Source organism: Bartonella massiliensis, assembly GCF_902150025.1.
GTDB classification, from domain to species: Bacteria; Pseudomonadota; Alphaproteobacteria; order Rhizobiales; family Rhizobiaceae; genus Bartonella; species Bartonella massiliensis.
On record NZ_CABFVS010000015.1, the window covers coordinates 55,219 to 78,365 of the forward strand.

Consider the following 23,147-nt stretch of genomic DNA (forward strand, 5'->3'; position numbering starts at 1 on the left):
ATTTTATAAATCTTAAAAGCACATACTTTTCAATAATATTCTTGGAATAAAGCCTACAAGCTATCATATAAATAACAGTTAAAGCATATAACTCCTGCTATTTTCCAATAATCAAGTGCTGAAAAATAAACAGCGATAAGCTTATAATGCGCAAAAATAAGAAAAAAACTTAACTAAAGTCACTTTATCACAAAGTACAAAACGCCATTGTGTTGCTCATTCATACACTTGTTAAAATAAACTTTTCTTAGATCCATCACATCCATTTCGTACCACGCCTATCAATAATATAAATATCCCATGTACATAAAAAAACATTGAGCATCCTCCTCTCTATGCTCAATAAATATGCAAGTCAGCATCTTCACACTCTTTGCCCTTTCAAAAGTTTTTCCTCTATTTTGAAATGATTCATAAGAGGCATTTTTCCTCCCTATAATCGTTTTTCCTCACACGACTTGCCTGCTTATGACACATTAAGACCGTAATTGTAATTGATTTAATATGAATAGGCTATAAAATAACCTTACAATATTCGACGCTCTTATTTTTCATGAGAAGCGATAAATTATTATTATAAATTAATATGTTAACTTAAAAAATAAAAAAACTCATACATTTATAAACAAATGATATTATCAATCAATTTTTTCTAATAATGCATGACGATCCATTAAAAAACCGCTTTCAACCCATATCGTTTCTAGCTCTTTAAGCTTTTTTCCTAAAAGAACACCTTTTGAAAAACCCTTTTTTATTAAATCGTTGCCATTAATGGGAAAAGTTGGAATCTGCCATTTTTGAGCCAATTGATAAAGTTTGAGATAATTTTCTGTTTTTTGCAAAGTATCCATTTTTTCTAGAGTATCGACATGTGATGCTGAGACAGACAAAGATAATTGATCTAAAACCGGCTGTTTCCCATGAAAATAAAGCAGTTTTTGCAGAAAATGATCAGAACAGTTTGGGCTTATTATTTCTAATTCTGCCCATTCCTTTAACCGTATTGTTTCCTTATGGGAAAAACGCAAGCGCTGTGCCATTTCATGAAGACGTATAGGATCAGGAGGAAGAAGACTTTCTAGCCTTAAAAATGGATCAACTTTCCAACCAAGCATCTGTTCTGTTCTTACCAATGTGTGAATTGCATCAATGCCCCATTTTTCTGTTTCAGGAAAAATGAGTGACAAAATTTTGCTTTGTCGCATCCATAAAAGAGCACGTGTTGGGTCACAAGCCAACAGAAGCTTTTTCATTTCTGCCCAAATACGCTCAGAAGAAAGTTTTTTTAAACCGTGTTTTAAACGAACACATGCCTTCAATCCTTGCCCTTCAGGTCGCCCTGCTCCATACCACGCAAAAAAGCGAAAAAACCGTAAAATACGTAAATAATCTTCACTAATACGATTTTCTGCAACACCGATAAAACGAACTGTTCGGCTTTCAATATCACTCAAACCTCCCACATCATCATAAAGGTTGCCCTCCGCATCACAATAAAGGGCATTGATCGTAAAATCCCGCCGTTCAGCATCTTTTTTCCAATCACGACCAAAGGCTACTTTTGCATGACGACCATCTGTTTCAATATCACTGCGAAGCGTTGTGACCTCATAAGAACATGAATGCGTAACCACTGTTATGGTACCAAAAGCAATCCCCGTAGGAATAGCTTTAAATCCTGCTTCTTCTACACGCGTAATAACTTGTTGCGGCAAGCAGGTTGTCGCAATATCAATATCATTAATAGGCTGCCCTAGCAGTTGATTGCGCACAGCTCCGCCTACAATACGCGCTTCTTCCCCCTCTAAAGATAGAACACGAAGAAGTGTTTGAATATCACTTTGTTGTAACCACGCAACCTGTTTGAAGTTCTGCCTTATATTCACCCTTTAACCTTTCAAAAAAGTTGTTTCCCTTGCTTTAAAAAATTCTCTTCATAAAACAAATTTTTTAAGACATCCCTTATAAAACATGTCTCTTTCCTCCAAAAAAACTTTTCCCTTTATAGATAAATATGAAAAAAAAACGACATATGATGCTTCTTTTCTTCTCATTTTCTGTTACAAACAATAAAATATCCATTATCATACAGAGAAAATTACCATTTTGCGCCAAACTCCTTAAGGAAGAAATATGAGTCACTGTAATCGATCATCTAATTCTGTAAAAAAGGTCAATACCAATCATGATGCTCAAATCATTATTGGGGATATTGATACAGCACACAAAGAATTGGATATTCTACAACAAGAAATTGATAAAGTTATTTTTGGGCAAAGTCATATCATCGAATATGCCTTAATTGCACTTTTTGCTGGTGGTCATGCTCTTCTTGTCGGTGCTCCAGGACTTGCTAAAACACGTCTTGTTGAAACATTGGGAACCGTCTTAGGGCTTAATGAAAAACGCATCCAGTTTACCCCTGACTTAATGCCATCGGACATTATTGGTTCTGAAATTATGGATGCCGATAAAGAAGGAAAACGTTCTTTTCGCTACGTTCAAGGTCCTATTTTTACACAACTTCTCATGGCTGATGAAATCAATCGTGCCTCTCCACGCACACAATCAGCCCTTCTACAAGCTATGCAAGAATATCATGTAACCGTTGCAGGTACGCGTTATGACTTGCCGCAACCGTTTCATGTTCTTGCAACGCAAAATCCTCTTGAACAGGAAGGAACCTACCCACTTCCTGAAGCACAACTGGATCGCTTTTTGATGCAAATTGATATTGACTATCCTGATCTTACAACAGAGCGGCGGATCATTTTAGAAACAACAAAAGAAAAAAAATCAAATGCAAAAGCAATTTTATCCGCCCAAAAATTGCAAAAAATTCAAAATATTGTTCGCAAAATACCTCTTTCAGAAAATGTGGTCGAGGCTATTTTAAAAATTGTCCGCTCAGCCCGCCCCCATAAAGACAATAACCTCGCCAATACTTATGTTTCTTGGGGACCTGGTCCACGCGCATCACAAGCTCTTTCACTTTGTGTTCGTGCCCGTGCTCTTTATTATGGGCGTTTAGCTCCCTCACTTGATGATGTTGAAGCATTGGCCTATCCTGTCTTACAACACCGTATGGCTCTTAATTTTTCTGCCCGTGCTGAAGATATAACCATCAGAGATATTATCAATAAGCTTGTGAAAGATGCTCTTTAAATGGCTATTGGCAAAAAAGTTTTACAAAAACCTCCATTGTCGCTGGCAAAAGAACTGCATAAGGATATTGGCAAAATGCCATATTTCTTGTTACAAGCGCGTCATATCGCTAATACACTGATAACCGGATGGCATGGACAACGTAAACGTGGTAATGGGGAAAATTTTTGGCAATTTCGTCCTTATATGGAAGGAGAATCCATTACCCGCATTGATTGGCGTCGCTCTGCCCGTGATGAAAATACGTATCTGCGTGAACACGAATGGCAAATGACACAAACCGTTTGGCTTTGGCCCGATCAGAGCCCATCAATGCATTACTGTTCGCGTTTTTCTAAAATCTCTAAAGGTAATCATGCCATTATTCTTACCCTTGCCTTGGCATCACTTCTTGCACGCAGTGGCGAATATATTGCTATTCCCAATTTGATGCCTCCCACAATGACATCTAATGTCGTAGAACGAATAGCATTTGCTTTAGAAAATCATTCAGATGAAAATTCATTTCCAAATTTTTCAACAATTACACGCTTTTCACATACCATTATAATGAGTGATTTTCTCGACCATCCTGAAAAAATCATCCAACATTTAATTCCTTTATCTACAAAACAAGTGACAGCTCATTTAATTGAAATTGCTGATCCTGCAGAAGAAAACTTTCCCTATGCAGGTCGTACAGAATTTTTTGATCCTGAAACGAAAGAAAAACTCACTTTTGGAAAAGCAGAAAATATTCGTAAAAACTATTGTAAGCTATATCAAGCACGGCGACAAGAATTAGCAAATTTTTGCGCGCGCCAAGGGTGGTCTTATCACGTTAGTACAACAGATCAACCTTTAACAGAAACCATTTTGCATCTTGCAAATACAATGGGTAACTTTCCCTTGCAAAAAAGGAGGGCACTTTGAGTTTTGCCGCTCCTTTTCTGTTATTAGGGCTCTTGTTTCTACCGGTCATTTGGTGGCTGTTGCGGATAACCCCTCCATCTGCGCGTAAAGAGCTTTTTCCTCCTCTACGTTTCCTACCTAAACCTACGCATCAGCAAGAAACAGCAAAACATACGCCTTGGTGGTTACTCTTGTTGCGTTTAATCATAGTGGCACTTGTTATCATAGCTTTGTCCCGCCCTACTTGGAATCAAAAACCAATAAACTTTTCTGAATCTCAATCCCTTGCACTCATTATTGATAATGGTTGGGCATCTGTAAAAGAATGGAAAAAACGCATCTCTATCGCTGAAACGCTCCTTGCACAAGCAGAAAAACAGCAAAAAAATATTTATCTTGTTGCAACAGCTGAACATGATATCTCCAATATAGAGCCCCAACCAGCGAAGATGATAAAACAGCATTTAATGCATTTGCAACCACGCCCTTGGCCTGTCAACCGTGTGCATGCCTTCAAAAAACTCAAGGAAATAACCCAAGGAAAACCTCTTGATATTGTTTATTTAAGTGATGGATTACAAACAAATGAAGATGAACAAACTTTTGCTCTGCTTGAAAAGTTAAAACTTGGAAAGTTCTTATGGTATTTGGCTGACATTTCCGATTTAGTTGGCATAACATCCATAGAAAATAACAATGGAAATATGGTCGCGCGTATTATCCGCTCAACAACACATGGCACAACACCCGCTACACTCAGCCTTTACGATTCAAATAATCAACTGCTCGGTCAATTTACGAAAAATTTCTCTGAAGGTGAAACAACAGCACTTGTTCCTTTTGATGTCCCCCTTGAACTACGCAATGATATTGCTTGGATAAAAATCAATAACCAAAACCATGCTGCTGCAACCTTTTTAGTAGACAGCCATAGCAGAATAAGCCGTGTTGCTCTTCTCTCCCCCGATACCAATGAAATGGCACAACCTTTACTGGCTCCATTTTATTACATCATCAAAGCCTTACAAGGTCATACACAGCTTATCACAGCCGGTGGAAGAGAGCTTTCAACGGATATTGATCATTTGCTTAAACAAAATCCATCTGTTTTCATTATGGGTGACATGGTTAATATCCCTGAAAAAGCAGAAAAAAAGCTTTCTGATTTTGTGAATAAAGGAGGAACACTCATCCGCTTTGCAGGAGAAAAACTCAGTAGCGCAGAACATTACGATAGTCTTCTTCCGGTGCCGCTGCGTCAAGGTCAACGTTCCCTTGGAAGTATTATGTCTTGGACAAAACCGCAAAAACTTGCCCCTTTTGCAAAAAATAGTTTTTTCTCTGATCTTCCTTTTCCAGAAGATGTTACTGTCTCGCGTCAAATCCTCGCAGAACCAACCCCAAATCTTTTTGAAAAAACGTGGCTTAGCCTTTCGGATGGAACTCCTCTTATTACCGCAGCAAAGCGTGGTAAAGGAACCATCATTCTCATTCATATTGCTCCTGATCCTACATGGTCTAATCTTCCTCTTTCTGGCTTTTTTGCACAAATGTTGCAAAAACTAATCACATTAGGGTCTTTTGAAAACACAACTTCAGCATATCGAGAAAAAAGTACAACGGTACAAAACCCTTGGCGAACCATAGCCGCTGACGGACAACTACAAGTACCGCCCTCTGATGTTATTCCATTAGTCCTTGATGCTCAAAGTCCACCCCATCCTTCCTATCAGACTCCCCCAGGACTTTATGGTGTCAAAAATAATTTTTATGCGCTCAATCTCTTAAATCATTCATCGCGCTTTGTGACACAATCATCATTGCCAACTTCTCTTAACAAGAGCCCTTTATCTTACGATACAAAAGAAAAAAATCTTACCGGTCCCCTTTTAGGATTAGCTCTCTTATTATTCGCCTTTGATAATTTTCTCATTTTATGGATGGGAGGTATTTTTTCTTTCAGCAAACAACGTAATCTGTTTCTCCTTCCTCTCATCATTTTTATTATCTTGTTTTCATATGATCCGACTCTGCATGCACAAATGACAGAAAATCATCATGATAGTGTGCAAGCCGCTGGTACAACACATCTTGCCTACGTTATAACCAACAATCATGAAATTGATACAACGAGTAAACGTGGTCTAGAAACCTTAAGCCAATTTATCGCAGAGCGCACAATGCTTATTCCCGGCTCTGTTATAGCACTTGATCTCGATAAAGATGAACTTTCCTTTTATCCCCTTATTTACTGGCCAATTGATGCTAAGAGTCCTATACCAACTCCTAAAGCGCTTGAAAAAATAAATAACTTTATGAAACATGGAGGAACAATTTTATTTGATACACGCGATCAAATGAATAGCAATCTTAATCTTGAAGGAGATACCACTCCAGAAACACAAAGGTTACGAACTATTTTAAAAGGGTTAAATATTCCCTCCATTGAACCTGCCTCAAAAGATCATGTTGTTGCACGTTCTTTTTATATTATGCCAGATTTTCCTGGTCTCTACCGTGGTTCTCCTTTATGGGTTGAATCCTCATCAGCAAACAAAAAAGATAAAAATTCTCTTAGCTCTGGCGACAATGTAAGTTCCCTTCTCATTACCGCAAATAACTTTGCCGGTGCTTGGGCACTTGATGAAAAAGGAACATGGAAATATCCCCTTGTTCCCAATGATCCGATGCAACGTCTATGGGCATTTCGTGCAGGCTTAAATATTGTCCTTTATGTCCTTACTGGAAATTATAAAGCGGACCAAGTTCATGTTCCAGCGCTTCTGGAACGCTTTAAAAGAGAAAGAAGGCAATGATACCATTTTTAACTTTTCAGCCTTTTTTACCTCTCTTTTGGATTCTACTCTTAAGCGGAATATCCATTCTTTTTGTCGTTGTTGGTCTTGTTACAAAGCGTCAAGGGTCTTTGTTGCGTCTAATGGCATTGAGTTGCCTCATTCTTGCTTTGCTCAATCCAATGATTATCAAAGAACAGCGCGAACCGCTGAAAAGCACGGTAGGGATTGTCATTGACCGCAGCAAAAGTCAAACATTGGGAACACGCACAAACGATACGGATGAAGCGCGCGTGCGATTAATCGAAATACTAGCGCGTTATCCACAATTTGAACCACGTTTTATTGAAGCTGGAAAACTTGCTGATCATCAATATGCCCCCTCAACGAATTTGTTTGATGCTTTAACACAAGCACTCTCTGATGTCCCCCCCTCTCATTATGCAGGAACCATTCTTGTCACTGATGGACAAGTGCATGACATTCCTAACCTATCAGATCTTCATCATGAAGCACCTTTCAATGCCCTAATCACAGGATGCTCAGATGAATTTGATCGTCAAATTAAGTTTATTTCTCCTCCACGCTTTGCCCTTGTCAACAAACCACAAAGACTCTCCATTTTGGTAGAAGATAAAGGAGCGGCTCAAAAAACAATACCACAGAAAGCCAATATTATACTCAGCGTCAATGGACAAGAAGTTGGCCATTATTCTGCGACTCCTGGCATCATTTTTCAAACTGAAATTACTCTTCCTCATGCTGAAAAAAATATTATCCAAGCAACCACTGAACCTTACAAAGGTGAATTAAGTTTTGAAAATAACCGCGCCATAACAACGATTGAAGGAGTCAGAGAAAATTTACGCGTTCTTCTTATTTCAGGCGCCCCTTATAATGGAGAACGAACATGGCGTGACCTTTTGAAAGGTGACTCCAATATTGATCTTGTTCACTTTACTATTTTGCGCCCCCCCACCAAAGCAGATAATACGCCCTTAAGCCAATTATCCCTAGTGGTCTTTCCCACAAGAAAGCTCTTTGTTGAAGAGATTAATAACTTTGATCTCATTATTCTTGATGGCTACCAACACTCTGCTGTGCTGCCCTTAATCTATTATGATTATATTGCCCAATATGTACAAAAGGGTGGTGCGTTGTTGATGGTAACAGGACCTGAGTTTACTCAAAAAAACTCACTTGCAAAAACACCTCTAATAAGCATTCTACCGGCATTGCCTAATGGAGCTATTATTGAAAAACCTTTTCGCCCCGCATTAACCAAAGAAGGTGAACGCCATCCCGTCACAAGGGATCTTGCAACACTTAACCTTCCAGCTTCTCAGTGGGGGCGTTGGCTGCGGCAAATTGCTATTCAAAACATAAACAACGGAATTGCTCTCATGAAAGGAGCTGATGAACAACCGCTTTTACTTCTCTCCCATGTTGATAAAGGGCGTGTAGGCATGTTGCTTTCTGATGAAAGTTGGCTTTGGGCACGAGGTTTTGAAGGCGGAGGTCCTTATGCAGCTCTTTATCGCCGAATTGCCCATTGGCTCATGAAAGAACCAGAACTTGAAGAAGAAAAATTAAGCGCGATCAGTAGCCATCATCATTTAACAATCCGCCGTCAAACCCTCAAAGATCAACCCAAACCTGCTGAAATAACTTTTCCTTCTGGAAAAAAACAAAAGGTCGTCCTTACTAAAGAGCAAGAAGGTCTCTTCAGTGTAACTGTAGCCACTGATGAAACAGGAATTTTTACCATTAAAAATGGTCATCTAACAATACTTTCTTCTGTAGGGATGCAAGATAATCTTGAATTGTTTGACTTAATTTCAACACAAGAAAAACTAACTCCCATTGTTAAGCACACCGGTGGTTACATTGGACGTTTACACCTTGAGGGGAAAGAAAACATTTATCTTCCTCCACTCAAGCTCATTCAATCACAAACAACCCCTTTATCTTCTCCTGCGCATTCAATTATTCTGAAAGAAGCAACAGAAACTCGCTTAATCAATACCTTTTATTTTTCGATATTTTCTGGTTTTTTTGCACTGCTTGCCTGCCTATTACTGTTGAGCAGCATGTGGTATCGTGAAGGTCGTTAAAAAGTCTTGAAATTTCGTAGAATAATTTAAAAATTAAGCTTATTTTTTCTGTATATTTACTTGTTTTTTATTAAGTAAGTTATTGCTTTTTAATGATCATTATCCTTATCTCATATTGAGATATTATTCCCTATAGAATTTTTCTTAATTTATAATCCACATTAAATTAATAAAAATCATTCTTTTTTACATCATTAGAAGGAGTGCTATATGGACAAAAACCATTGAAAAATAGAATGAAATATTCTCTTATTCGTCCTCTTAAAGCAAAAATTTTGATAAATTTAAGATGAAACAATGTCAGGATTTTGGTGAACACCTTATATATGGTGTAACAAGCTGGCGCCATCACACACTTGTGCCAGCCTTTGAGTATTGTGATAGATCTTGGCACTTAAGACGGTGAGCCATTTTTATTATACAAATTTTATCCACACACCAACCCTGCTTGTAACGTACAAGCAAGTGATTTTGATTGATTCAAGATAGAGAGATTTGAAATGAGAGAATCTTGCGATATTCGGGACTCTCAATTCAATATGAATAACGATAAATTATCATTATAAATCAATATTTTGTCTATGGTACAAAATGGTAGTGCATGAATAAGCCTTATAAACAGTTTTTCATAGCATTGAAGAGCTTTCATGAAAAGAAATCAAGCACACTGGGAAATATTTCTTTAAAACAAATATGTGAATGTACAACATAATGATATTTTATTTGGAATATTCTGCTTAGGGCGTTCTATTGTGCGTGAAAAATATTTACCCATGAAAAGCAATATATAACAGCGCAAAACCGTAAAAAACTCTGATAAATACAATAGATCCTTTTGCATTTTAACACTGAGTAATTTAAATTTTTTATGATAATGTGTGGGCGTATAAAAGCTGCCTAAAAGTCTTAAAACTTTACGACCATCACTTTTATTCCATCATAAAAAACATATCGGCTCCCCAAAATGATCTGCTGTATTACGCTATCCTTTTTCGTAAAGAATACAATTTAGCATCAATTCTCCAAATAATCTTCTCATACTTTTAACAAGCTATTTTTCATTTTACAATCTTTCTTGCCTTTAAGCAGAAACTTATCTTATGTTCATTCTTTAAAATGTTTTTAATATTCTGCGAGCTTTTATGTTTTATCTTGCCCATATATCGGATATCCATCTTTCTCCTCTCCCGAAACCTTCCCTTTTAGAACTTTCTGGAAAGCGCCTTACTGGTTACTTAAATTGGCAAAAAAAACGTAAGAGTCAAATGGCAACAAATGTCCTCGAAACTTTAATAGATGCCTTGAACAAAACAAAGCCTGATCATCTAGTGATCTCTGGTGATCTTGTAAACCTTGCTCTTGATAAGGAATTTGAACAAGCACGCCGTTGGCTCCTTACCTTAGGACAACCTCAAGATATTTCTTTGACATTTGGAAATCATGATGCCTATGTCCGCGGTGCCTTGCAAAAAGCATGTACTCTCTTTAAACCTTGGATCACAGGGGATGTGCCTCAAGCCAATGTCTTTCCTTTTCCTTATATGCGCATTCGCAAAGATGTCGCCATCATAGCAGCTTCTTCAGCCATCGCCACCCCCCCTTTTCAAGCTTCTGGTTATTTTGGTAAACTGCAAGCGCAAACATTACCGCATCTTTTAAATGAAGCAGCACAGCGCAACCTTTTTCGTGTCGTCATGATCCACCATCCTCCCTTTCCCAAGGCAACTTCTTGGCATAAAAAATTACGGGATACAAAACGTTTTCTAGACGTTATCAAACATCACGGTTGTGAACTTATTCTTCATGGGCATACTCATTTACCCACATTGAAGTGGATTGAAGGACCAATGAAAAAAATTCCTGTTGTTGGTGTTTCTTCCGCATCACAAGCTTTTAGTGGTAAAAAACCACCCGCGGGCTTTAACTTATTTTCCATTGACCGCTTACAAAATCAATGGCACTGCCAATTACAACGTTATAGCATTATCAACCCTCAAAACGAAATCGCCTGTACTGAAACAATTAATCTTTAAACACTAAAACACATCCAAAACCTCAAAAAAAGACAATATTTTTACTTCATATCCCTTTCATAAATCATAATTTATTTTTCTCCTGCTTCTTAATAAGATAAAGTTTTACCTTCTCTATTGATCAATCAATTTTTCTCAAAGAGCTCCATTAGTTAACCCACTTATGTAACTGACTTTACAACCTATTAGTCTACTTCCTTCTCATTCTCAAGGACGAAGATTTATACCCTATCTGATCTATAAATAATATCTGAACTCTTGTTACACAGTTCCTACATACTAATTGCATATGTGATTGACTTAACAAAGTTTTATAAACCTTGCTTTGCACTTCATCACAAACTCCCCCTCAAAGCATCTCATACGTAAAATTCTTATACCCTTATAGTAATGCTATTTTATAGTATATATAAAGAAACTTATTTAGCTTCTATGCCTAAATATCAATAATGATAAAAATTTCAATAATAAATAAACAAATGATTTTGATTGATTTGTCGTAAATAGAGGAAAATAATAGAGTCTATTTCAATAATAGATATAGGTAATAATATTTTTATCTCTCAATAAGATCCTAAATTTCTATCTATTTTTTCTATAAATCACATTAAATGATATTATGATAATTCTTGAATTATATTGCGAATATCATTCTATGTACCTGAAAAATTTTTGCGATTTTTTTGCTACTATATAAAATATTTTATAATAATGTAACGTAAAAAATCTGATTATATGAAAGATATTTCAAGTAAAAAAGAATACCATTGGATTGCCAATTCATGCGTTTGTTTTAAAGAAGCATCTTTGCTACCTGACCCCATTTCACGACGGTGCTTATAAGTGGTTTAATGATAAAATACACTGAGCACTGCATTTTTACGTTTATAAAGAAGAAAATCACTCCCATCACACACTTTGCCAACCCTTAATGCGGATAATCGCCTTTGGCACTTGGAATGGTTTGCAAGCAACGTTTTTATTCTTTCTTTAATATTTTTTATACTCACGCCTCCTCCCCATCTATAAAGTACAAATAAATGATTTTGATTGACACACCGTGAAATAAGTTTGAAATAAAAGAATTCTATGATATTTAGAATGCGCATTCCATAAGCAAAACAGCATCTCTTCTGTGTGAAAAATATTTCACTACACCTATTTGAAAAGTAAAAGCCTCATTCGAAAATGAGGCTTTTAAACTGTTTAATTCTGCAGAAAATTAAAATTTATAAGCAACACCTACGCGGAAATCGTTTGTCTTATAGTCCATTTCAAATTTATCCTGCACAAACTTCTTCTTACCAAAATCTGAATAACGATATTCTGCACGGACAATAATATTATCAGTCATGGCAAAATCAACGCCCCCTCCAAGGGTATAACCAACCATGGTCTTTTTTTCATCACTCGCCAAACTAGCAAGATCAATTGCTTCTCTGCTCTCAGTATTATTAGCCGCTACTTCAAAAACATTCTGAAGCTGCGTATAAGCAATCCCCCCAGAAAGATAAGGCATCATACGCTCCATCGCAAAACCAACTTTCACCCGCGTAGCACCAGACCATTTTTGTTTTAGAGTATGATGTATAGACTCAATTTGCGACGCTGTAGACTCATCTTCATCAGAATGGTTCCTTAAACTTTTTTTGGAAGTTTCTGCTGTTTCTCCGACTTGTTTGTTTTTCGGTATACTGATATCTTTTGTGTACTTCTTATTAGACCACATAATATCCGTATCAAAACCGATAATAAAACCATTATCAATATCAATATTAGAACCTGCATAAACTCCCCCCATAAAACCAGAAAGTTTAGGTAAATTTTCTTTTGGAACTGCCTCCCATTTTCCAGCAGTCTCATCTGCTAAATAATTTACAGCTATTTTACTCCAAAAGTTACCAATCTGCCCTCCAACATAAAATCCTGTCCAAGAAAAGGTAGGAGCTGCAATAACAGGAACAGGCTGTTCAGCAACAACGATATCTGCTGCCTGTAATACAGAAATTGAAATTAAAGAAAAGATAGATGTTGAGATTAAATACTTAGTAATCATAATTGCTCCTCTAAAAGCTAATGTGATCATAAATAATAATAAATCGTTTCACACTTTTTACAAAAAATCTATAGCAAAAACGAAACAATTATAAAAAAATAAAGTTTCTATTTAAATATTAAATTATTTTTTTAAATAATATTGTAAAAAATAAATATTATTTATATTATTAAAAATATTACTCTCTATTAAACTTTATATATTCATATTTATCCTTATTATTCAGCATTGTATAAATAATTATAATATCAATTTTTAACACAATGAGAGATATAATCTGTAAAACTTTTTATCTTATTTATTTAAATATCTTGGTAAAACTAGTGTAATAAGAAATAAGATATAGCCATAAGCTTTATGAAGGTTTATCTAAATCTATGCGATAGAAACACTCTTGCCCATATTCTTGTGTTGAAGGCCTCTCAATTCATAAATGTATCTGGTATACTGGCTACTTCATAAATGAGCTATGCTTCTATCATACCTATGAGCTAAGGCTCATGAAAGAGTACCATTCATTAAAAAGGCGCCACTGCATTGCTATTTCGTTTTTTGTATAAAGAATAATGCCTAGAATAAGCTCATTTAACAGACAAATTCTTTCATCATACTTGAAAAGCCAATAGAGAAAAGTTTTCACTCTCTAAAGCTCTCCAATGTATAATAAAACATCAAAATTAATATATAAAAATGGAATAAGCAGTTTTTATCATTCTATAATATATGTTTATATTTTATCTAAAAATCACACTCAATGCTTTCATAGAATTATTATAAAATATATTTAATGTTTCATAATTTTTGTAAAAACTGAACATATTGACTGCCTAGTTTCCGCAATTAGTTTTTCAACACGAAGCAAATCAGGCTCTCCAACGCTGTTTAATAAAAGATCACTTAAGCCAGGTGGCATATCATTGGGATCAAGAGAATCATTTAAGCAAAGCCGTATAATTTGACTTAAATTTGTATAGAGATCATAGGCATAATGTAAATCAGCAATACATGACTGATGCAGAAAATTGTTCGGTAAGCGATCTAAAATATCCGCTGTCGTTGCTCCAATTCGAAACTCAATAACATGCGTAATAAGAGCAAATTGAGCAATAAACTCCAAATCCATAATGCCACCAGGCATTGTTTTAAAATCCCATTGATTTTTGGGCGGCTTTTCTTTTGCAATCAAAGAGCGCATGTTACATATTTCTTTTACAACTTCGTTTTTATTACGAGAAAGTGCAATAATTGCACACACTTCATTTTCCAGCTTTTGTAAAAAATCAGGATCTCCTGTTATACCTCGCGCCCTTGTTAAAGCAAGATATTCCCATATCCAAGCTTGTTGGCGATAATATTTTTTGAAAAATGGAAAGGAAACAGCAACGGGGCCTTTATTGCCTAAGGGCCGTAATCTTAAATCAACAGCATAAAGAACACCTTGGCTTGTCAGTGTAGATAAAGCAGAAACGAGACGCTGTGCTAAACGCGTATAATATTGAGAGATGTAAAGAGGCTTTTCTCCATCAGATATTTCTGCATCATCATCGTGTTCATAAAGCAAAATGATATCAATATCCGAACCTGCTGTTAATTCATGACTTCCAAGCTTCCCCATTCCCAAAATGCCAACGCGTCCCCCTTTAATACGACCATGAAGACGAGAAAATTCTTCTTGAACGGCAGAAAACGTTTTTGTGATCATAAGGTCAGCAAGTGCAGTAAAAGCAAATCCTGCTCTTTCTCCTGTAATTGTACCATTTAAAATTCGAATACCAATCAAAAAACGTTGTTCATCTGCAAAAATCCTTAAATGGTCGAGAATTTCTTCATAAGAAAGAACATCTTCAAGAAAATATTCAAGCCGTTTTTCTAAGTACGTTTTTGTTGGTAATTCTGACAGAATATTAGGATCTAACATTCCATCAAAGACATGAGACTTGCGTGTAATAATTTCCGCAAGACGTGGCGCAGCTCCCATAATTAAGACAAGCATATCTAAAAGAGAGGGATTAGATTGCAAAAGACTAAAAAGCTGAATTCCTGAAGGCAATCCTTGTAAAAAACTATCAAAACGTAACATCGCCTCATCAGCTCGTTTTGTTGCCCCAAAAGCTTTCAAAAGAGCTGGTGTTAATTCTGTTAACCGCTCACGTGCTTCAGCCGATTGCGTTGCTTTATAACGACCACAATGGAGCGTGCGCATAATACGACAAATATCACTCGCTCTTTCAAAACCTAAACAGCTTAATGTTATTAATGTCTCCGGATCATCTTCTTCACCTGTAAAAACTAAATTACCAATTTCTAAACCAAGTTCTTGTTCATTCTCAAACAGTGCTGCATAGTGTTTTTCAACAGTCTGAAGTGTTTTTAATAAATCACGGATAAAACTGCACTTGTCTGGATAGCCCATTAAATAGGCAACACTGGTGAATTGAGAAATATCATTTGGAAGAAGATGTGTTTGTTCATCCGTAAGCATCTGAATACGATGTTCCACATTTCTTAGAAAAGCATAACTTTTTATCAGACTGTCTTTCGTTTTCTCACTGATCCAACCCAGCGTATGAAGTTCTGTTAACATTGAAACTGTTTGGCGTCCACGTAATTGAGGAAAACGTCCACCCACAATGAGCTGTTGTGTCTGAACAAAAAACTCAATTTCACGAATACCACCACGACCTAACTTTATATTATGGCCATAAGCTGCAATTTGCCCGTAACTTTTATGGGCATGAATTTGACGTTTAATCGAATGAATATCAGCAATCGCAGCATAATCTAAATATTTCCGCCACACGTAGGGAAAAAGTTCTTTAAGAAAGTTAAAACCTGCCCTCTTATCGCCAGCAACGGGACGTGCTTTAATCATAGCAGCTCGTTCCCAATTTTGTCCACGCCCTTCGTAATAACGCAAGGCAGTCCTTACAGGTAAGGCCAAAGGTGTCGACCCTGGATCTGGGCGAAGACGAAAATCAAGACGAAAAACATATCCTTCTGCAGTGCGCTCTTGAATGATACGGATTAATCGACGGACCATTTTAGAAAATAGGTCGACACTTTCAGAAAGATTACCAATATGAGGGGACGTTTCATCAATGAGAACAATAAGATCAATATCAGAAGAATAATTAAGTTCCCCTGCTCCTAATTTTCCCATCCCTAAAATAATTAAACCACAATCTTTTTCTGGATTCTCAAGGCTCAGCAAATTGATCTTACCATGGTTATGTGCTTCTCTTAAGAGAAAACGCAATGCTACACCTAATGCTGCTTCGCCCAAGCGTGTCAACCAAGCACATGAAACTTCGTAAGTAAAAATACCACTCAAATCAGCTAACGCAATGAGAACATGCGCTTCTCGTTTTTTTTGCCTTAAAGCAGCCATCAATGAAGTTTCATTGATCAATTCATTCTTATCAATAACCGTAATATCATCGATAATTTTACTCAGTCTTGTTTCTATATCAACATGCAATAAAGGACTAAGATATGATGGATTACTAATTAAAACCTCACGCAAAAAAGGAGATAAGGTCATCACTGCACGGATAAAATCAATCTGCGTTCCATTCTCTGAAATGGTGGAAACAAGCGATTCTAAACCTTCTTTTCTCGCTTGTTCTTCCATGTCTTTTAACCATTGCGAACCACTTTCATTGAGAGGACATAAAGGGAGAAGCTGTGTTTTTAAAAAAGCTTGTTTTGTCTGATCTCCCTTGAAAAGCATTTTGCCTTCCTTTCTATTGCATTATACTTTTAAAATCATTGTTCCGTATGAAAAGAAAAAGTAAATATAACTATCTTTAAGGAAATAACAAAACAGCTCTAAGCCCTGGATTTGCATTTTCAAGTAATAATTCACCCCCGTGTAGCTTCATAACTGCTTTTGCTATACTTAAACCAATCCCAAAACCAGGTTGTGTACGGCTTTCTTCAAGACGGAAAAATCGTTCTGTTACTTTTTCACGTTTATCTTCTGCTATTCCAGGTCCATTATCGCTTACAACCACTAATAAATGTTCATCACGATATTCCATTGATAAGCAAACCTTCGCTTTTCTCCCACCTTTAGAAGCATATTTAATCGCATTATCGATAAGATTAAAAATTGTTTGCGCAACAAGCTCACGATTCAATTTAAGCTCTTTATCAAAGATATCTCCCAACTGAAGTAAAACACCTGACTCTTCAGCAAAAGGTTCATAAAGCTCAACAGCATCTTCAAGAATCAATTTCATATTCATTATCTCAAGATGTTCAACTGCACTGCTCGCTTCGATGCGTGAAATCATTAAAATCGCATTAAACGTACGAATAAGTTGATCTGATTCAGCAATAACACTCTCAAGGATCTGACGATATTCAAGCTTTGTCTTGTTTCCTGAAAGCGCCTCTTCAGCACGATTTCTAAGGCGCGTTAACGGTGTTTTTAAATCATGCGCAATATTATCTGATACTTGACGCAAACCAATATTTAACTCTTCAATGCGATCTAACATAACATTCAGATTTGTTGACAATCGATCAAACTCATCGCCTACCCCAGAAACCGGTAAACGCCCACTGAAATCACCATCCATCAAGCGCCGTGATGCTGCTGTGACCTGATCAATCCTTTGCAAAGCTCTCCTGCCAACAAAAAACCATATAAGTAAAGCACCTCCAACCATTGCCGCAAGTGCAATGATCACAGCCTTACGAATAACCGCTGCAAAACGTTCTGGTTCATCCAAATCGCGTCCTATAAGAATCTTCATAGCATTAGGCAAATCAACAATAACTGCCAAAGCGCGATGTTCACTTGTTTTGCCATGTTCTCCAAAACGGGAATACAAAAAAGAGGTAGAAATAAAACCATTCTGATTTAAAAGACCTAATTCAATACGTGCTACATTACCTGCTAAAATACGTCCCATAGGATCCGTAACAAGATAAAGAAATGCCCCTGGTTGTCTTGAACGATAGTCAATCGTGCGCATTAATAAAGAAAGCCCCCCATAATTATAAGCATTTTCAATATATTTTAATTCTTCATGTAAAGCCTGTTCAGTTTGCTTTGTTAACAACGAAGCAGAAAATGCCGTCATATAAATAGAAAGGCCTGTTGCCACCAATCCAAACAATAAAATGTAAAGTGCTGAAAGCCTTAGCGCTGTCGTGCGCATTATATTAATCAAACGATTCATGCTTTATTATCTGGTGCTTTCAGCATATATCCAGCGCCACGCACCGTATGGAGAAGGGGAACATCAAAATCTTTTTCAATTTTGGCTCTCAAACGAGAAATATGGACATCAATGACGTTTGTTTGTGGATCAAAATGATAATCCCAAACATTTTCCAAAAGCATCGTACGTGTAACAACCTGCCCCGCATAACGCATTAAATATTCAAGTAAACGAAACTCTCGTGGTTGCAATAGAATGTTTTTATTCCCCCGTTTTACTGTATGAGCCAACCGATCAAGCTCAAGATTGCTTACACAATAAACAGTTTCCGCTTCTTTAGGATTCTTCCGCCGTTGTAATACTTCAACACGCGCAAGAAGTTCGGAAAAAGCATACGGCTTTGTCAAATAGTCATCTGCTCCTGCGCGCAACCCCGTTACACGATCATTAACTTGCCCTAAAGCTGAAAGAATGAGAACGGGTGTTTCATTGCCTTTAGCACGCAATTCAGCAATAATAGAAAGCCCATCACGATGTAAAAGCATTCGGTCAATAACCATAACATCATAATTTTCTGTTTCAGCTAAAGCATATCCAGTATCACCATCATAAGCAACATCAACGGAATGTCCTACCTCCAAAAAAGCTTTTTCGAGATAACGTCCTGTCTCACAATCATCTTCGATAACGAGTATTTTCATAAAACGCATCTCCATTATTTTTATAAAATTGTATTGTAGGACAGAAATCTACAAAATCTCTGTCCCACTCATGAATACAATACTATTTTTTAAAAATTGGAAGAGCAACAAAACGATTTTGATCATTTGTTCGCACTTGTAAAAGTATCGCTTTTCGCTCTAGCTTTTGGGCATTCTTGATGACATCAGTAATATCAGAGACTTTTTTAACCGGTTTATTATTCGCTGTCACAATAACATCACCAGGACGTATCCCTTTATCAGCAGCATCAGAATCGGCATCGACATCCGTTACGACGACCCCTACCCCATCATCAGCAGGAACAACAATCAAACCATAATCTTCCAATGTTTCATCTAAATCACCATGTCCATTTAAAGATTTTGCCCCCTCTTTTTTACTTTCATCTTCAGACATTGAAGCAAGTTTGACCTTTACACTCTCTTCTTTACCTGATCTCCAAATCCCTATAGCGACTGTTTCTCCTGGCTTAGTATTTGCAATACGTCTAGCGAGCTCACGTGCATCAGCAATCTTTTCATTATTCACCGAAATAATGACATCACCCACCTTAATACCAGCCTTTTCTGCTGGTCCTTTTAACGGATCAGTAACCAAAGCACCTTTAGCTTCTTTCAAACCTATTGAATCGGAAATTTCTTTTGTTACCGGCTGAATCTGAACGCCTAGCCAACCACGCTGAACTGAACCTTTTTCGATAAGCTGTTGTACAACCTGCTTTACAGTCGCTGCTGGAATAGCAAAAGCGATCCCCACATTTCCTCCAGAAGGAGAAACAATTGCTGTATTAACCCCTACAACCTTTCCATTAAGATCAAATGTTGGACCACCAGAGTTGCCTCTATTAACAGCAGCATCAATCTGAATAAAATCATCGTAAACACCCGTACCAATATCACGTCCACGTGCCGAAACAATCCCTGCTGTCACAGTGCCACCAAGACCAAATGGATTGCCAATAGCAACAACCCAATCTCCAACACGAAGCTTTGAATCATCACCAAAATCAACATAGGAAAATTTTCTTTTATCATTTACTTTTAGGACCGCAAGATCGGTTTTAAGATCTTTTCCAATGAGTTTTGCATTCAATTCTGTACCATCATCCAGAACAACAGTATAATTTGTCCCGCTAGAAATCACATGATCATTGGTCACAATGTAACCATCAGATGAAATAAAAAAGCCCGATCCAAAAGCAACAGGACGAAGTCTTTGTGAATGATGGGGAAATTTATTTTTAGGCTTATCAAAATCATAAAACTCTTTAAAAAGCCTTTTCAAAGGATGTTGATCTGGTAATTGATCAATCCCCGGACCACTAAAAAAGTTGCTAATGAACCAATCTTCTTTCTTTTTATTGCTCTTTACTTGCACTGCAACAACCGCTGGTTTCACTTGCGCAACGATATCTGCAAATCCCTGTTGTTGCACTAACGAAGAAAATACAGAACTTGCATGAGCCTTCGTCGTCCATAAGCTTGATGTGCATCCACTAAAAAACAGTGTACTCTCCAATACTGCGGAAAAACTTACTGCGACAAATGTTTTAAAGAAAGTTTTTTTTAACATTTACTCTATGCTCCTATTCAATCACACTTTCTACCCCAATCTGGTCACTTATAAAATACCAGACCTTACCGTTTTCTGTCTAAATTATTAAAGTTTTGTAAGGTTTCAGTATCCTCCAATATCATTATAATAAGATTGAATGTTCAGCGATCACGCTAAAATTTTTCCTTTATGGCATATCTTTTTTAATGCAATAGCGTTTTTGACTGTTTTTTCTCCGTTGCATTTACAATCACCATTTTCCCACGTTTATACTGTTTTAACTGAAAAAATATGACACTTGCACCAATGATGATAATAATTAAAGGCGAAAACCATAATAACCAAGTTGTTTTATTAAAGGGTGGTTTTAAGAGAATGAATTCACCATATCGTGCAACAAGAAAGTCAATTACTTGCTGATTGCTATAGCCCATTATTAGTTTTTCCCGAATTAAAAGCCTTAAATCACGCGCTAGAGAAGTATCTGAATCATCAATTGATTGATTTTGACAAACCGGACAACGTAAACGCGATGAAATATCACGCGCGCGCTTTTCAAGGACTGTATCCTTTAAAATCTCATCTGGTTCCACTGCTATCGCTAATCGAAAAGAAAACGTTATGATTAAAAAAAATAACAACCAAAGATTTTTTTTCATCTCAATGTCTCCTCCCAAAATTTAAAGAAAGCAACACTCTCTTGTGCATTCCAGCGCGAAACCAATGCCCCAGAAGAGAAAGACATCCTCCCATAGCCATCATGAATGCCCCTAACCAAATACAGATGATATAAGGCTTCCACCATATATGCACAACAAGACCCCGATTATCGAGGTGTCCTGGCACAATATAGAGCTGCGATAAGCCATAATTTTGAAGACCAACTTCCGTTGTTGATGTATTTTGGCTTGAATAAAATCGCTTTGAAGCTGTGATATATCCTAAATTTTTTTTATTTTCATATATTTTAAAATCAAACGCCATTGCCGAATAATTTGAACCAAAACTGTCATGCACAGCATCAAAATGAAGTGTTTTATCCGCTATCGTCACCCACTCTCCTATGTTCATGGTTAAAATACGCTCTTGCCCGAAACTTGCCACACAAATAATGCCAAATAATGTAACACCTAGTCCCATATGTGCCATTGCTGCACCAAAAATAGACCATGGCAATCCAAGAAATCTCTTAACGCGCACGAAAAAAGCTCTCTTGCCATATCCACTCTTTCCCCACAGATCCGCTAAACTGCCTAAAAAAACAAATGCTGAAAGGCCAATGCCTAAAACTGCAAAAATATCACGCACCGATGCCGCATAAAAGAGTATAAAACAGACGATAGCAACCAAGACAAAAACAAACCACAACCGTTCAAAAACTGCGAGAAAATCACCGCGTTTCCATGCCATCATTGACCCAAACGGAACAAACAACAACAGTAAAAGCATGAGTGGCCCACAGGTAAGGTTAAAAAAAGCAGCCCCTACAGAAATTTTTTGCCCTGTTAACATTTCAATAAAATAAGGATAGAGCGTACCAATCAATACTGTTGCTGTTATTGTTATCAGTAACAAGTTATTTAAAACAATAAACCCTTCGCGCGAAATTGGTTGAAAGAATCTTTCTGTTTTTAAAAGAGGAATGCGCAAAGCAAAAAGAAGAAAAGCTGCTCCCGTAAAGAAAAATAAAAGTGCAAGAATGGCTTGTCCACGTGCTGGATCAATAGCAAAACTATGAACAGAAACTAACAATCCCGAACGCACAAGAAAAGTTCCCATTAAAGAAAGAGAAAAAGTGAGCAATGCTAAAAATAAAGTCCAACTTTTCAATATCTCTCGTTTTTCAAGAACAAGAGTAGAATGTAAAAGAGCTGTTCCTGAAAGCCAAGGCATAAACGAAACATTTTCAACGGGATCCCAGAACCAATAGCCTCCCCATCCTAATTCATAATAAGCCCAATAAGAGCCAACCATAATTCCCAATGTCAAAAAACACCAAGAAAGTAAAAGCCAAGGACGAATCCAACGCGCCCAAACTTTATCAACATAGCCTCTCATTAATGCCGCAACAGCAAAAGAAAAACAAAGTGAAAAACCAACATAGCCTAAATAAAGAAGTGGGGGATGAATTGCTAAAGCAATATCCTGTAAAAGAGGATTGAGATCATTGCCCTGCAATGCTGGTGGATTCACACGTAAAAATGGATTGGATATAAAAAGAATAAATAAAAGAAAAGCGCTTATCACCCAACTTTGGCAAATTAAAACCAGCGTCTTAAAATCGGCTGGCAAATGTTGACTAAAAAAAGCCATCAATGCACTAAAAAAAGCAAGACTTAAAACCCATAACAACATGGAGCCTTCGTGATTGCCCCAAACCCCCGTAATTTTATAGAGCATCGGTTTTTCTGAATGAGAATTCTCAACAACATTCAAAACAGAAAAATCAGATACTGCATGCGCGTAAATCATCACTAAAAAAGATAAGAGTAATAATATGAAAGTGATATAGGTGAGAGGGGTAGCGGTTTGCATTAACAAACACTCTTTCCTCCAAAAACCGAAAGCAGGTAAGAAAACTCCTAATAGGCTTATGGCAAATGCTGCAGCTAAAAAAATATGACCCAGTTCGACAAGCACAA

13 protein-coding genes are annotated in these 23,147 nt (G+C 36.9%); 5 read left to right on the forward strand and 8 right to left on the reverse strand.

Annotated features, from left to right (window positions below; translation table 11 throughout):
• Positions 1-638: 638 nt before the first annotated feature.
• Entirely contained in the window at positions 639-1,889 is a 1,251-nt protein-coding gene (locus FNZ60_RS03930; RefSeq protein ID WP_142416396.1) for a CCA tRNA nucleotidyltransferase, read from the reverse strand.
• A gap of 247 nt (positions 1,890-2,136) precedes the next feature.
• Between FNZ60_RS03930 and FNZ60_RS03935 the strand changes: the two genes are divergently transcribed.
• From FNZ60_RS03935 to FNZ60_RS03955, 5 genes are all read left to right on the forward strand, one after another.
• Positions 2,137-3,168: an AAA family ATPase gene (locus FNZ60_RS03935; RefSeq protein WP_142416397.1), complete on the forward strand. Its 1,032-nt coding sequence runs from the start codon at positions 2,137-2,139 to the stop codon at positions 3,166-3,168.
• Complete coding sequence (locus FNZ60_RS03940) at positions 3,169-4,080, forward strand: DUF58 domain-containing protein (RefSeq protein ID WP_142416398.1); 912 nt, start codon at positions 3,169-3,171, stop codon at positions 4,078-4,080.
• The gene (locus FNZ60_RS03945) at positions 4,077-6,875 is read left to right on the forward strand and encodes a DUF4159 domain-containing protein (protein WP_142416399.1); all 2,799 of its coding nucleotides are present in this window, start codon (positions 4,077-4,079) and stop codon (positions 6,873-6,875) included. The genes FNZ60_RS03940 and FNZ60_RS03945 overlap by 4 nt, the downstream gene beginning before the upstream one ends.
• A complete protein-coding gene (locus FNZ60_RS03950) occupies positions 6,872-8,968 on the forward strand; it encodes a glutamine amidotransferase (protein ID WP_142416400.1) in 2,097 nt (698 codons plus the stop codon). Before FNZ60_RS03945 ends, FNZ60_RS03950 begins: the two co-directional genes overlap by 4 nt.
• Positions 8,969-10,110: 1,142 nt before the next feature.
• Positions 10,111-11,001 (forward strand): metallophosphoesterase family protein, encoded by an 891-nt coding sequence (locus FNZ60_RS03955; protein WP_142416401.1) that lies wholly within the window; start codon positions 10,111-10,113, stop codon positions 10,999-11,001.
• Between the two features lie 1,222 nt (positions 11,002-12,223).
• Here FNZ60_RS03955 and FNZ60_RS03960 read toward each other — a convergent pair.
• The 7 genes from FNZ60_RS03960 to FNZ60_RS03990 form a co-directional block, all read right to left on the reverse strand.
• Positions 12,224-13,057 (reverse strand): outer membrane protein, encoded by an 834-nt coding sequence (locus FNZ60_RS03960; RefSeq protein ID WP_142416402.1) that lies wholly within the window; start codon positions 13,055-13,057, stop codon positions 12,224-12,226.
• Between the two features lie 784 nt (positions 13,058-13,841).
• Positions 13,842-16,787, reverse strand: coding sequence for a bifunctional [glutamine synthetase] adenylyltransferase/[glutamine synthetase]-adenylyl-L-tyrosine phosphorylase (locus FNZ60_RS03965; protein WP_142416403.1), 2,946 nt, complete (start codon positions 16,785-16,787; stop codon positions 13,842-13,844).
• A 76-nt stretch (positions 16,788-16,863) separates the two neighbouring features.
• Entirely contained in the window at positions 16,864-18,246 is a 1,383-nt protein-coding gene (locus FNZ60_RS03970) for a sensor histidine kinase (RefSeq protein ID WP_142416404.1), read from the reverse strand.
• Complete coding sequence (locus tag FNZ60_RS03975) at positions 18,243-18,929, reverse strand: response regulator transcription factor (protein WP_142416405.1); 687 nt, start codon at positions 18,927-18,929, stop codon at positions 18,243-18,245. The genes FNZ60_RS03970 and FNZ60_RS03975 overlap by 4 nt, the downstream gene beginning before the upstream one ends.
• An 82-nt stretch (positions 18,930-19,011) precedes the next feature.
• Complete coding sequence (locus tag FNZ60_RS03980; RefSeq protein ID WP_142416406.1) at positions 19,012-20,523, reverse strand: Do family serine endopeptidase; 1,512 nt, start codon at positions 20,521-20,523, stop codon at positions 19,012-19,014.
• A gap of 185 nt (positions 20,524-20,708) precedes the next feature.
• Positions 20,709-21,164 (reverse strand): cytochrome c-type biogenesis protein, encoded by a 456-nt coding sequence (locus FNZ60_RS03985; RefSeq protein WP_142416407.1) that lies wholly within the window; start codon positions 21,162-21,164, stop codon positions 20,709-20,711.
• 1 nt (position 21,165) lies between these two features.
• On the reverse strand, positions 21,166-23,145 hold the full coding sequence (locus tag FNZ60_RS03990; protein WP_142416408.1) for a heme lyase CcmF/NrfE family subunit: 1,980 nt from the start codon (positions 23,143-23,145) through the stop codon (positions 21,166-21,168).
• Positions 23,146-23,147: the final 2 nt, after the last annotated feature.

What these genes read in the sequence shown, in the direction of transcription:
- FNZ60_RS03935 (WP_142416397.1), top strand. Translation starts at nt 2,137, where the DNA reads ATGAGTCACTGTAATCGATCATCTAATTCTGTAAAAAAGGTCAATACC.
- FNZ60_RS03940 (WP_142416398.1), top strand. Translation starts at nt 3,169, where the DNA reads ATGGCTATTGGCAAAAAAGTTTTACAAAAACCTCCATTGTCGCTGGCA.
- FNZ60_RS03950 (WP_142416400.1), top strand. Translation starts at nt 6,872, where the DNA reads ATGATACCATTTTTAACTTTTCAGCCTTTTTTACCTCTCTTTTGGATT.
- FNZ60_RS03955 (WP_142416401.1), top strand. Translation starts at nt 10,111, where the DNA reads ATGTTTTATCTTGCCCATATATCGGATATCCATCTTTCTCCTCTCCCG.
- FNZ60_RS03960 (WP_142416402.1), bottom strand. Translation starts at nt 13,057, where the DNA reads ATGATTACTAAGTATTTAATCTCAACATCTATCTTTTCTTTAATTTCA.
- FNZ60_RS03965 (WP_142416403.1), bottom strand. Translation starts at nt 16,787, where the DNA reads ATGCTTTTCAAGGGAGATCAGACAAAACAAGCTTTTTTAAAAACACAG.
- FNZ60_RS03970 (WP_142416404.1), bottom strand. Translation starts at nt 18,246, where the DNA reads ATGAATCGTTTGATTAATATAATGCGCACGACAGCGCTAAGGCTTTCA.
- FNZ60_RS03975 (WP_142416405.1), bottom strand. Translation starts at nt 18,929, where the DNA reads ATGAAAATACTCGTTATCGAAGATGATTGTGAGACAGGACGTTATCTC.
- FNZ60_RS03980 (WP_142416406.1), bottom strand. Translation starts at nt 20,523, where the DNA reads ATGTTAAAAAAAACTTTCTTTAAAACATTTGTCGCAGTAAGTTTTTCC.
- FNZ60_RS03985 (WP_142416407.1), bottom strand. Translation starts at nt 21,164, where the DNA reads ATGAAAAAAAATCTTTGGTTGTTATTTTTTTTAATCATAACGTTTTCT.